Below are 12,269 nucleotides of genomic sequence, written 5' to 3' on the forward strand. Positions count from 1 at the left end.
GTTGTACATGCGCATACGCCCGGCCACGCGCCGAACCACCGGATCGGTGGCGGCGCTTGCCGTTGCCGGCCTGCTCGCAGCGACCGCTGCCGCTGTCGCCCCCGCGGCGGCCGCCCCGACCGGGGGCGACGGCAAGGGCAGTCATCGCGTCGAGTACTTCCCGGAACCGGGAGGCGCAGGAAGGACCGTCGAGGTCCCGGCCACCGCACCCAGGAAGAGCGGCCGGAGCACGGGCGCGTCCCTGAGTGCCGCCGAGGCCGCCCTGGACGGCGCGGTCGGCAGGCAGCAAGTGACCGGCTCGACCGGCGACCGGCTCGACGTCGTGATCATCGGTGATGGCTACACGGCCGATCAGCAGGCCGATTTCCACGCGGATGCCACCGCCAAGTGGGCCGACATCACCGCCGTCGAGCCGTACCGGAGCTACCGGGACCTGTTCAACGTCTGGACCGTCGACGCCGTCTCCAACGAGTCCGGCATCAGCGGCGACCCCGGCGCCGACATCGTCAAGGACACCGCGCTCTCCAGCTACTTCTGGTGCGGGAACATCGAGCGCCTCGTCTGTGCCGACATCGACAAGGTGGCCTCGTACGCGGCCGAGGCGCCCGCCGCCGACCTTGTCGTCGTCATCGCCAACTCCACCAAGTACGGCGGAGCGGGCTACTCCGGTCTGCAGGACGAGGGTTATCCCTTCGGTGGCGTGTCCACGCTCTCCTCCGACAACGCCAAGTCGAGCATGATCGCCGTTCATGAGATCGGCCACTCGGTGGGCCTCCTGGACGACGAGTACACGTACCCCTCGTACGGCACCTGGACCGGCGGCGAGACCGACGGACCCAACTCGACCACATACACCCCCGCGCAGCTCGCCGAGAAGCGCGCCAAGTGGTACCGCTGGCTGGGCGAGAGCGACCCGACGGGTTCGACGGTCGGCACGTACGAAGGCAGCGCCTACTATCCGCTCGGCATCTACCGGCCGACCTCGACCTCGCTCATGCGTGAGCTGTCCAGCACGGAGTTCAACCTGCCGGGACGCGAGGCGATGATCGCCGGGTTCTACCGCGCGGGCAACGCACTGAGCAGCACCCTCGACACGAGCGCCGCGATCACGCACGGCAAGCTGATCCGGGTCACCCTCGCCGACCTGGGAAGCACTGATGGCCAAGGAAGCGGGTCCGGCCCGGCGGCCGGTCTCGCGCGGACGGATCTGCGCTGGTACGTCGACGGTGTCGAGAAGGTCTCCGCCCGCGGCCGCACCGCCGTCACCCCTGCCTCGCTCGGCGTGCGCGCGGACGGCCGCGGTCACCGGGTGACCGCCGAGGCCGTGGACCGTACGGACGCCATCCGCGACCCCGCGGTCCGCGCCCTGGCCACCGACACGCTCACCTGGACCGTCGAGGCGGCCGGGCACCGGTAGGCAGCAGCCGCGGACCCGGCCCAGGCCGTCAGGCGATGATCGGGACCACGGCTTCCGGCGTCAGCATCCGGAACGTGAACGACTGGTGGAAGTAGAGCCGGATGTGCGTCGCGTCGTGGTCCCGATAGCCGATGGAGAGATCCTGGCCCAGGCGCAGTTCGAAATCGCCGCCGCGGGTGGACAGCAGCACACCGCCCGCGACGGCGGGTGCCCAGAGGATCTGGTCGTCCAGCAGCCGAGCGAGATGCGTGGCCACCGGATAGCCGTGGTCGGACGTCTCGGTCGCCTCGGTGAACGCGTCGGCGCCGAGCAGCAGCCGGTACGGCCCGTCCACACCGGCCAGCCGCAGCTGGGTCAGTGCCTGGCTCACCGTGGTCGGATAGTCGCGCGCGTCGGCGGGCAGCGGCAGCGGAGCGTGCGAGGAACCGTCGCGCAGGCCGGTGATCCCGGCCGCCGCATACCCGTCGATGACGGCCATGTCCTCGGCGAACGCACAGGTCCGGGCGGCGTCCTTGACGGGCTGCCAGTCACTGTCGTCGGAGCCGCGCTCCACATCGTCCACGGCGGCCCGGGTCACCGTGAACGGCACCCGCCACTCGATCACCGGCACCGAGGTACGGGCCCGGGCGATGACATCCGGCGTCGGCGGGTCGATGTCCCGCAGATGCCCGTCACCGACCGCCGAGAGCGACGGTCCCTCCGGACCCGTCACATCGATGACGCGGCGGCCCGCCAGGTGACGGCTGAAGGTGCGCCGGGCCTCCTCCTCGATCTGGTCCCAGGCGGCTTCCGTGACGGGGGCGAGTTCGCGGTGGAGGTTGTTCATCACTGGGCGCTTTCTTGCAGGCTGCCGATATGCAGCGAACCGTCCCGCGCATCCGTCGGAACCGTGGTCCGTGCCACCGGCGCGGACGCCGGCTGCGACAGGGACTCGGTCCCGGACAGGACGGGGGACGGCGGCGGGGCGTCGAAGAAGTCGGCGCTGGGGGCGTAGAAGAGGGTGCCGGTGACGGCAGTCGAGAAGTCGAGAATGCGGTCGTACGTGCCGGGCGGATTTCCGAGGAACATATTGCGGAGCATCTGTTCGGTCACGTCCGGATCGGCGGCATAACCGATGAAGTACGTGCCGAAATCCCCCTGTTCGAAACTGCCGAACGGCATGTTGGCGCGCAGGATCTCGCGCGCGGTGCCGTCCGGTGCGGTGAGGGTGTTCAACGCGACATGGGAGCTGGGGGGTTTGACGTCGTCGGGCAGCTCGACGTCGTCCTGCTTGGTGCGGCCGATGACACGCTCCTGCTCCTCCGTGCTCAGCGTGTTCCAGGACGCCAGGTCGTGGAGGTACTTCTGGACGATGACATAGCTGCCGCCCGCGAAGGCGGGGTCGGCTGCGGGGCCCACCAGCGCCGCCGTCCGTGCACCGGCGCCGACGGGGTTCTCCGTCCCGTCGACGAAACCGAGCAGGTCCCGGTGGTCGAAGTACCGGAACCCCTGCGTCTCGTCGACGACCGTCACCGCCCCGCCGAGCCGGTCGAGCAGGCGGGCGGCCCACTCGTAACACGCGTCCATCCGCTCGCCCCGGACGTGGAGCAGTAGATCGCCCGGTGTGGCGGGGGCGTGATGGCGTGCGCCGTGCAGCTCCTGGAACGGATGGAGCGAGGCCGGCCGGGGCCCCGCGAACAGCCGGTCCCAGGCGTCCGAGCCGAAGCCGGTCACGCAGGCCAGTCCGGCGTCCGGCACCCGGAAGTCGATGGAACGGGCGAACGCCGCAAGGTCCGGCAGTACCTCGCGTACGGCGCTCTCACCACCGGGTTCGATCGTGGCGACCAGGATCAGGGCGGCGGTGGTCAGCGGCGTGACGACGGGCTGGGCGGCGGCCGGGTCCGGGACGGCGTCGGGCATGCGGAGGCTCCGAGTGGGTGGTGGCGACAGCTCGGCGGGGGCGTCCCGGTGGTGAGGGAAGCCGACGGTACTCGCTGCTACTTACGCATACGTACGGCCCCGCCGCACCCCGGGGTGCCCCGACCGGGCGACCGACCGCCGCCGTCAGCCGGTGGAGACCTCCGACCGGTCGCCGCCCCAGAGCGTGTGGAACGATCCGTCACGGTCGGTACGCCGATAGGTGTGCGCTCCGAAGAAGTCCCGCTGCCCCTGTGTGAGCGCCGCGGGCAGCCGGTCGGCACGCACCCCGTCGTAGTACGAGAGCGCGGCGGCGAATCCGGGGGTCGGCACCCCTTGGCGTGCCGCCTCGGCGACCACCGCCCGCCAGTCGTCCTGCGCCGCACCGATCTCGGCGGCGAACTGCTGGTCGGAGAGGAGGCTCACCAGCCCCGGTCGCGCGTCGTACGCCGCGCGGATCCGGTCCAGGAATGCGGCCCGGATGATGCATCCGGCCCGCCAGATCGCCGCCACCCCACCGAGATCGATGTTCCAGTCGTACGCCTCGCCGCCCGCCCGGATCTGGTGGAACCCCTGCGTGTAGGAGACGATCTTGGAGGCGTACAGCGCCTGTTCGACCTGGTCGGCGAAGGCTGCCGCTCCTGCCCCGGTCAGGGGAACGGCCGACGGCCCCGGCAACTCCCGTGCGGCCTCGCGGAGATCCACGTGGCCCGACAGAGAACGGGCGAACACCGCCTCCGCGATACCGGAGACCGGCACCCCCAGATCCAGCGCGATCTGCACCGTCCAGCGGCCCGTGCCCTTCTGCTCGGCGCGGTCCTGCACGATGTCGACGAAGGGCTTCCCCGTCGCCGCGTCCGTATGGGCGAGGACCTCGGCGGTGATCTCGATCAGGTACGAGTCCAGGCGCCCGGTGTTCCAGCTGCGGAATGTCTCGGCGATCTGCGCGGGGGAGTAGCCGGCCACCCGGCGCAGCAGGTCGTACGCCTCGGCGATCAGCTGCATGTCCGCGTACTCGATGCCGTTGTGGACCATCTTCACGAAATGCCCGGCGCCGTCGGGGCCGATGTGCATGGTGCACGGGGTGCCGTCCTTCGCCTTTGCGGCGATCTTCTCCAGCAGCGGCCCCAGGGATTCGTACGACTGGGTGGAGCCGCCGGGCATGATGCTCGGCCCGTTCAGCGCGCCCTCCTCGCCGCCCGAGATGCCGACACCGACGAAGTGGATCCCGCGCCCCCGCAGCTCCTTCTCGCGGCGGCGAGTGTCCTCGAAGTGGGCATTGCCACCGTCGATGATGACGTCACCCTCCTCGAGCAGTGGGGCGAACTCCTGGATCACGGCGTCGGTCGGATCGCCCGCCTTCACCATGATGACCAGCCGACGCGGCCGCTCCAGCGCCGCCACGAATTCCTCGGGTGTGCGTGCGGCGACGAAGGTGCCCTCGTCGCCGAAGTCCTTGACCAGGGCATCGGTCCTTGCGGACGTACGATTGTGCACCGCGACCGTGAAGCCGTTGCGGGCGAAGTTCCGGGCGAGATTACGGCCCATCACCGCGAGTCCAGTGACGCCGATCTGCGCAGTGCCGCTCATCTGTGTGCTCCTGCAATCTGTCGAGGATGCCGGGATGACCAGTATGGATACGGGACGCGGGCATGGCCTGTTCACCTCGCCGCGCTCCGTTCCCGCCGCCGCAGCGGAACGCCCGTACGGGCAGGTGAGGAGCCGACCGGACCGGGCCGGTGGAACAGGGATCCTCGGCGCGGCGCAGGTTCTTCTGCCGTCCGGGCGACGGGCATGAGCCCGTCGCCGCGTCGGCGGCCCCGACCGCCGGGCCCGCAGTGTCACCCGTGCGCCGCGCCGGCTCGCCTCCCGGAGCCGTGCGCCGCCTACGCCGGCGACCTGTCGGCGCGGACCCGGAGGCCTCCGCGCCGTCCGGGCAGGGAGCCCGGCCCGTCCCCGGGGCGTCGCCGTCGCCCCGAGGGCCTGCGCCGGGGAGCCGCGCGGGGCTCGACTGTCGCTGTGCAGGCCTTCGTTGTCATGGAGTTGTCCCTGCGGTCGCCGCCCTGCGCCAGGGCAGTGCCCCTGTTCTCCTGGCGCGCCCTCCCGCGTCCGGGATCCAGCGACTTCTGCCGGCATCGCCCCTGTCGATGAACGGCGATCCGAGGTGCACGCGTTCCGTGCGTGACGGGTGGGTAGGCGGCTGAGCCCTTGTCATCACCCTTTGCCTGCCCATAAGTTGGCCGCTTGCGACGTGTCCTACAGCCAGTGGGGGAGCCTAGTCATGGCCGCGAACGGACGGCACCGCAAATACCGGCCCAGCCGCATCAACCGTGCCTCGCTGACGGTCACGGCAGGCGGTGCGGGCATCGCGCTCCCGCTCATCAGCGCCGCCTCGGCGGGCGCCGCGTCGACGGATATCTGGGAGAAGGTCGCCGCCTGCGAGTCCACCAACAACTGGCACATCAACTCGGGCAACGGATACTTCGGCGGGCTGCAAATCACCCGGTCGACCTGGGCGGCCTACGGCGGCACCGCCTACGCGCCACGCGCCGATCTGGCCACCAGGGAACAGCAGATAGCCGTCGCGGAGAAGGTACTGGAGGCGCAGGGCCCCGGTGCCTGGCCGACCTGCTCCACCCGGGCCGGCCTGACACGGGGCGGTGACGCCCCCGACGTCAAGCCGCAGGCGGAGCGGACCGGCGGCCCCGTCGACACCTCCTCGAAGGGGACTCCCACCCCGAGGAAGGCGCAACCGAAGGCCGAGAAGGCACCCGCACCCGTCACGCCGACCACGGTGCCCGGCAAGCGTGAGTCGTACACCGTTGCGCGTGGCGACTCGCTCTCCGTGATTGCGTCGACCGAGCACGTGAGAGGCGGCTGGCGGCATCTCTACGCGGCCAACCGCACGGTGGTCGGCGACGACCCGGACCTGATCTTCCCCGGCCAGCGGCTCACCCTGGACGCGGACCGGACCCCGAAGGCCGCTTCGAAGGCCGGCCTCGGGCCGGGCGCGTCCACCGGACCGCAGCAGAAGAAGAAGCCGCGTCGGCAGGCGGAGCCGAAGCACGAACAGGCGGAACCGCAGCACCAGGCGGCGAAACCGCACCGCACGACGGAGCCGAAGCCGCGCCAGGCCGCAAAGCCCCAGCCCAGGAAGACCGAGCGGGCCGAGAAGCACTCCGGGCTCACCGCCCCGGTGGCGGCGACCCGTATCGGCACCTCGTACCACCAGGCAGGCTCCTGGGCCAGTGGCTATCACACGGGCATAGACTTCCCCGTCCCCACCGGCACCTCGGTCAAGGCGGTTGCCTCCGGCACGGTCGTGTCGGCGGGCTGGGCGGGAGCGTACGGGTACCAGATCGTCATCCGGCACAGCGACGGCAAGTACAGCCAGTACGCGCACCTGTCCGCGCTCCATGTGCGCGAGGGCCAGCACATCAGCGGTGGTCAGCGCATCGCCCGCTCGGGCTCCACGGGCAATGTCACCGGACCGCACCTGCACTTCGAGATTCGCACCGGCCCGGGCTACGGCTCCGACATCGACCCCGTGACCTACCTCAGGGCGGGCGGCGTCAGCGTCTGAACGCTGCCGGGCCGCTGCGCGGAGTCAGCCGGTCCGGCGGCCGCCGGGCCACGTCGTCCCGAAACGGTGCGGGGCCGCGGTGCGGGGCCGAACTCGATCCACCCCGCCCGACGACTCCCCAGCGCCACCGTCGCCGGGGGCGTGAGCAGCGACGAGAAGGATTCGGCAGCCGCCGGGTCGGACACGGCGGGTGTGACCCGGGCGGGTTCCGCCTGCGGCCGATCCACGGCCGGTGCGCCCGCGAGCGCGACCGCACCAACGGTGCTCTCCACGCCCTCCTCGGCATCCTCGATGATGTCCTCCGTGGCAGCCCCGGCATCCACCTCCGACACATCCGCGCCGATCGCCCGGATCCGCTGCTCCTCCACCCGCTGCTCCGCGCTCATCCGCTCCGTCGTCAGCATGATCAGCCCACCTGCGGCCACCACGCCGCACGCGAGCGCCAGCACCGTGCCCTCCGTGCCGTACCGGAACTGCTCCCCGAACAGCGTGATGCCGACCGCCGCCGCGATCACCGGGTTCACGACGGTCACCGTCGCGAGCGGAGCGGTGAGGCCGGCGCCACGGTACGCGGCCTGGGACAGCAACAGCCCGGACCCGGCCAGCGCCGCGATCACCAGGAGTGAGGGCAGTCCCGCGCCCACCAGACCCGACGTCCACTCCATCGCCACCGTCTTCGTGAACACGGAGGCGATACCGAACGCGACACCCGCCGCCCCGGCCAGCACCACGCTCCGTACCACCGGCTTCTGCATGCCCTTCGAGACCACGAGGAGCAGCGCCACCGCACCGAACGTCACGGTCGCGAGCATGAACTGCTCCGGCCCGTCCAGCGTGTGCGAATCGCCGCTGCCGGTGAGCGCGAGCAGGCCCGCCAGGCCGACCGTCGCCATGATGGCGCCGCGCCAGGCAGTCGCCCCGGCCCGCCTGCGCACGAAGAGGGCGGCCATCGGCAGGGCGAAGACGATGGTCAGCGCACCGAGCGGCTGCACCAGGCTGAGGGGGCCGTACGCCAGTGCCAGCACGTGCAGCACCGCACCCACACCGTTCAACGCCACCGCCACCCACCACACGCGGTTGCGCAGAGGGGTGAGCGAGCGGCCGTCTCCGGCCGTGGCGACGCGCTCCTGGACGATTGCCCCGGCCGCGTATGCGACCGCGGAGACCAGTGACAGCAGCACCGACAGTGCGAGGAAACTCATGTGCACCACGATGGCCCTTCAAAGCCGCCGAGTCGTCGTCCTTGAGACTGCGATCCGACGTACTGCTTTGGTAGTACGGCAGTGGTCCGCGTGTCCTCCTCCCGACGGTAGTCCTCCTCCCGACGGGCCTCAGGCCGATCATCCCGCAGCGATACGGTGAACGGCGAGCCGTGGGACCCGGGATGCCCGCGACGTCACCAGGAGTGATCGATGGAACCCGCGCAGGAACAGAGCACGGAGCAGTCGGACGTGGCCCCGGTGGGCGGCTTCTTCGCTCTGCGCAGCACACCGGTGCCCGGCGGTGCACACCGCCCGCTGGCCCGGCTGTACGCGGGGGAGACGGCATCGCTCACAGCCCGTATCGACGTGGTCGCCGCCGCGCTCCGTACTTCCGAGCGCAGAGTTGCCGCGTCCGTCGCTCACCTGGGCCTGGCCGCCCGTCTCTGGTCGACGGCCCTGGGGCCGGCGGCCGTCGCGGGCAGCTTTCCCGATCTGTCCCCCGGCACGCTCCACTGGGACCCGCGGCGCCCCGCCCCCGACGACCTGTGGCACGAGCCGGTCGCCACGCTGCCCGGCACCGCGGAGCGGATCCGCGAGGTCGTCCAGTTCGGCCATCTCGTGCCGCTGGCGGAGGCGGTCCGACAGGACGGACACCTTGCTCCGCGGCTGCTGTGGGGCAACGCGGGATCGGCCCTGGCCGGAGCGCTCCGTGAACTGATCGCCTGGGCGCGGACCCACCACCGCCCGGACGTCGCCCAACGGGCCCGCGCCCTGGTCGCCGAACTCTTCGACCACCCGGACCTGCGCACCACCGGCTCCCCGCACACCTCCGCGTTCCGTAGACGCAGCTGCTGTCTCTACTACCGGTGCCCGGGCGGGGGCCTCTGCGGGGACTGCGTCCTCGACCGTCGGCCGGGACCCTCACCGGATCCCGCCCCCCGGTGATCGAAACAGCACGCGCCGACTGAGACGTCGTGACGGCGTCGCAGGCCGTCCACGAGCCGATGTGGACCGGTCTGCAGGCATGCCGGACATCGGAACGGCGTCCTGCTCGGGGCCCTCCAATCGGACTTGTCATGTACCTGGACAGTCGAACCGGCCTCCTCGAACCCGGTCGTGGCGGGATGCCCCACGCCCTGACCCTTGGCCGTGCTCCGGTCCGCCCCCTCCGGGCGGGCCGGAGTGTTCGCGTCGAACCCCTCGACGAAGCCCGGACGCCCGCCCCCTTCGCGCACGGGAGGGCGGGCGTCCGCCGTTGCCGGAGTCAGGTGGGCAGTGGAGGGTCGATGGCCTCCGCAACGGTGTCGAAGACCGGCAACGCGCTGTCCAGACCGAGCACACCGATGAGCCGCGCCATGAACGGGGACGGCGTGGCCAGCCGCATCCGGGTGCCCAGCAAGGACTGCCCGTGGAGCAGCATGTTCACCGTCGTGGAGTCCGCGAACGACACGGCGGAGAGCTCGACGACGACCGGAGCCTGCCCATCCTGTGCCGCGTTCTCCAGCGCCTTACCGAGAACGCCGATGTTGTCGATGTCGAGATCACCCGTCAAGGCGAGTATCAGGGCTCCCCGCTCCCGGCGTGGGACGATTCGCATGACTTTGTCTCCGCTGGGCGGTGGAAGCACGGAAGGCACCTCGGGATGCACTCGGTGAACGGGGACGGCCGTCGTGGGCGGACGGCTCGGTAGCGATCCGCCCCGGCTTGCGGCGTGGGATACCCGCCAAACGATAGAAGGGATAGTTGCCGCTTGACAACATTCTCCCTGGGTAACAATCTATTTCCAGTTGATCAACAACGACCGCATCCACGTCGGGTGCGGCTCGGTTACGCCCAGGACAGGGGCCGGATGAAGCTAGGCGCTCTCCGCGACATCGTCGCGCAGCCGGGTAGTCGGACCGCCGTCCCCCCCGATCCGCTCGGCAGCGGCCGTGTTGAACGCGGCGAGGCCTTCCGCGAGGGCCGCCACGGCGGCCGACGGCATGCGTCCCAGGACCGCGGCGAACTCCCGGGTCCGGATCGCCCGGTACTCCTCCAGCAGGGTGCGGCCCTGCTTGGTCAGCCGGAGCTCGACCTCCCGGCGGCTGGTGGCACTGGGCTCCCGCCGGATCAGGCCCATGGCCTCCATGCGGTCGCAGAGCCGGCTCACCGAGGGCGCGCGCGAACCGAGCGCCTCACCGAGCGACCGGAGATTGCTGCCCTCCTGCTGCTCGATCACGAGCAGTGCCCGCAGCTGGGAGGGCGAGACCGTGCCGAGGTCCGCCGACTCCTGCCCCCGCGACCACAACACCTCCAGCAACTCGGAGGCGGAACAGACATCCGCGGACACCTGCTCAAGGGGGCGCGGATGACCGGTGGGGCGGGGCATCTGTCCACTCTTTCACCCTGCGCACCCGTCTGTCAGCCCGGAACCGGCCCCGGCGCCGCTCGAAGAAAGCCCGAGAGACCGTGAACGCCCGCCCGGACATCGAAAGAGCGGTGCGGGCAGCGGCACCGCACGCCTTGGTGGAGACGGTCCGCGAAGCGCTCCGGAGGGAGTACGGTGCGCTCCACGTCCAGCTTCTGCTCGCCGACTACGGCATGACCGTACTCAAGCCCGTCGACCCGGTCGACGGCCCCGGCGATGCCCTGTCGATGCACAACAGTCCGGAGGGCAGGGCCTTCGGCAGCCAGGAACCGCGCGAGCAGCCCCTCCGGCACGACGAGGCACTCGATCATCACCTCCCGGTGACGGTGCGCGGGGAGCGGCTCGGCATTCTCACCGTGCGACTGCCTGCGGAAAGCTCCACCGCGCGGACGGTGGACGAGCTGACTCATGTGGCCGACCTCCTCGGCCACGAGATCCTGGTCGCGGAACGGGACACCGACCTCTACCACCGGGCGCGTCGGGTCAGCAGGCTCACGCTCGCCGCCGAAATGCAGTGGCAGCTCCTTCCCGCGCGGGCCTGCACGGCGGCCGAGTACGCCATCGGTGCCCAGCTGGAGCCCGCCTATGCCATCCACGGCGACAACTTCGACTGGTCCGCCGACGCCGACGGGCTGACCGTCGCCGTGACCAACGGCATGGGCGAGGGCATCCAAGCGTCCCTGCTCACCAACCTCGCCGTGAACGCGCTGCGCAACGCCAGACGGGCCGGGATCGGCATCGCCGACCAGGCATCCCTCGCGGACCAGGCGATCTACGGGCTGCACCGCGGCAGTGCCCACGTATCCACCCTGCTGCTCCACTTCGACCTGGTCACCGGCCGGGTCGGCGCCGTGGACGCCGGCTCTCCCCAGCTGTGGCGGCTGAGGGGCAGAACGGTCACCCGTATCGACTTGGAGGCGGAGCTTCCGCTCGGCATGTTCGAGGAGTCCCAGTACTCCGTCCAGGAGTTCCAGGTGGTGCCCGGGGACCGGCTGCTGCTTGTCAGCGACGGCGTCTACGAGGCCGCGTCGCCGCTGGGGGAGCTGTACGGGGCACGGGCTCTGGCCCGCGCGCTCCTGGCGACCAGGTTGCTGCCGGCAGCGACCGTGCCGCGCGCCGTACTGCGTGAGCTGGCCGAATACCGGGACTCGGAGACGCTGGACGACGCCCTCGTTCTGTGCATCGACTGGTTCGGCAGGTCTTAGGGCTCTCCCGGGGCAGGAGCTGAAGGCTCTTCACCGGACCGGGGCCGGGCTGCTTCCGGGTCAGCTGCTGAGCTCGAACTCGGCCCTGATGCGCTTGCCCACCGGCACCCGCTCGGCGGTCAGGCGGTCGCACAGGGCGACGACTATCTCCATGCCGTGACCGCCGAGGCGGCTCGGGTCGGGGGCGAAGAGGACGGGAAGCGCCGTGCTGCTGTCGTAGACCGTGACGCTGATCCGCTGCGCGGTGCCCTCGAGCTCCAGCAGGTAGGGGCCGTGGGTGTACCGGTCGGCGTTGGTGACCAACTCGCTCACGGCCAGCATCAGGTCGTTACGGGTGTGCTCGCCGAGCACCGCCAGCCATTCCGTGGTGAGCCTGATCAGAAAGCGGTCGGCCAGTGCGCGTGCCTGTGCGATGCATCCCGGCTCACCACCGAACACTTCGGCGATGTGCAGTGCCTCGGTGGGCCAGTGACCCGGATGCGGGTCGTCCGGCCGGGAGAGGGCGTGTTGGTTCATGAGCTCCAGCCAGGGCGCAGCAGGGGAGGTCGGTGACCTTTTC

At 70.9% G+C, this 12,269-nt stretch carries 11 protein-coding genes; 4 read left to right on the top strand and 7 right to left on the bottom strand.

All coding sequences use genetic code 11. The features are described 5' to 3' along the window. The first annotated feature begins 7 nt into the window (after window positions 1–7). Window positions 8–1,417 (top strand): M64 family metallopeptidase, encoded by a 1,410-nt coding sequence (locus ACFU6I_RS07175; RefSeq protein ID WP_384362579.1) that lies wholly within the window; start codon window positions 8–10, stop codon window positions 1,415–1,417. 28 nt (window positions 1,418–1,445) lie between these two features. Here the strand turns inward: ACFU6I_RS07175 and ACFU6I_RS07180 are convergent, their stop codons facing one another. The 3 genes from ACFU6I_RS07180 to gndA all read right to left on the bottom strand — a co-directional run bounded on the left by ACFU6I_RS07180 (window position 1,446) and on the right by gndA (window position 4,903). Further along, on the bottom strand, window positions 1,446–2,243 hold the full coding sequence (locus tag ACFU6I_RS07180) for a family 1 encapsulin nanocompartment shell protein (protein WP_384362581.1): 798 nt from the start codon (window positions 2,241–2,243) through the stop codon (window positions 1,446–1,448). Next, window positions 2,243–3,316, bottom strand: a complete 1,074-nt coding sequence (locus tag ACFU6I_RS07185) for a Dyp-type peroxidase (RefSeq protein WP_384362583.1) — start codon at window positions 3,314–3,316, stop codon at window positions 2,243–2,245. The genes ACFU6I_RS07180 and ACFU6I_RS07185 overlap by 1 nt, the downstream gene beginning before the upstream one ends. 144 nt (window positions 3,317–3,460) lie before the next feature. Further along, window positions 3,461–4,903, bottom strand: coding sequence for an NADP-dependent phosphogluconate dehydrogenase (gndA, locus tag ACFU6I_RS07190; RefSeq protein WP_384362585.1), 1,443 nt, complete (start codon window positions 4,901–4,903; stop codon window positions 3,461–3,463). 691 nt (window positions 4,904–5,594) lie between these two features. Here gndA and ACFU6I_RS07195 point away from each other — a divergent pair. Then, the gene (locus ACFU6I_RS07195; protein WP_384362587.1) at window positions 5,595–6,896 is read left to right on the top strand and encodes a transglycosylase family protein; all 1,302 of its coding nucleotides are present in this window, start codon (window positions 5,595–5,597) and stop codon (window positions 6,894–6,896) included. Here the strand turns inward: ACFU6I_RS07195 and ACFU6I_RS07200 are convergent. After that, window positions 6,866–8,098 (bottom strand): DMT family transporter, encoded by a 1,233-nt coding sequence (locus ACFU6I_RS07200; RefSeq protein ID WP_384362589.1) that lies wholly within the window; start codon window positions 8,096–8,098, stop codon window positions 6,866–6,868. The two genes, ACFU6I_RS07195 and ACFU6I_RS07200, sit on opposite strands and share 31 nt — an antisense overlap. A 210-nt stretch (window positions 8,099–8,308) precedes the next feature. Here ACFU6I_RS07200 and ACFU6I_RS07205 point away from each other — a divergent pair, with 210 nt between their 5' ends. Next, window positions 8,309–9,043, top strand: coding sequence for a (2Fe-2S)-binding protein (locus ACFU6I_RS07205; protein WP_384362591.1), 735 nt, complete (start codon window positions 8,309–8,311; stop codon window positions 9,041–9,043). A gap of 319 nt (window positions 9,044–9,362) precedes the next feature. Here the strand turns inward: ACFU6I_RS07205 and ACFU6I_RS07210 are convergent, their stop codons facing one another. Next, window positions 9,363–9,695: an STAS domain-containing protein gene (locus tag ACFU6I_RS07210; RefSeq protein WP_384362593.1), complete on the bottom strand. Its 333-nt coding sequence runs from the start codon at window positions 9,693–9,695 to the stop codon at window positions 9,363–9,365. A 258-nt stretch (window positions 9,696–9,953) separates the two neighbouring features. Then, window positions 9,954–10,466 (bottom strand): MarR family winged helix-turn-helix transcriptional regulator, encoded by a 513-nt coding sequence (locus ACFU6I_RS07215; protein WP_384362595.1) that lies wholly within the window; start codon window positions 10,464–10,466, stop codon window positions 9,954–9,956. Between the two features lie 80 nt (window positions 10,467–10,546). Here ACFU6I_RS07215 and ACFU6I_RS07220 point away from each other — a divergent pair, with 80 nt between their 5' ends. Next, window positions 10,547–11,710 (top strand): PP2C family protein-serine/threonine phosphatase, encoded by a 1,164-nt coding sequence (locus ACFU6I_RS07220; RefSeq protein WP_384362597.1) that lies wholly within the window; start codon window positions 10,547–10,549, stop codon window positions 11,708–11,710. Window positions 11,711–11,770: 60 nt separating this feature from the next. On the opposite strand, the gene ACFU6I_RS07225 is transcribed toward ACFU6I_RS07220, so the two are convergent. Further along, window positions 11,771–12,226 carry an ATP-binding protein gene (locus tag ACFU6I_RS07225; RefSeq protein WP_384362599.1) on the bottom strand — a complete coding sequence of 152 codons (456 nt, stop codon included), beginning with the start codon at window positions 12,224–12,226 and terminating at the stop codon, window positions 11,771–11,773. Between the last annotated feature and the right edge of the window lie 43 nt (window positions 12,227–12,269).

Origin of the sequence: Streptomyces sp. NPDC057486 (assembly GCF_042802415.1) — a bacterium.
GTDB lineage: Bacteria > Actinomycetota > Actinomycetes > Streptomycetales > Streptomycetaceae > Streptomyces > Streptomyces yanii.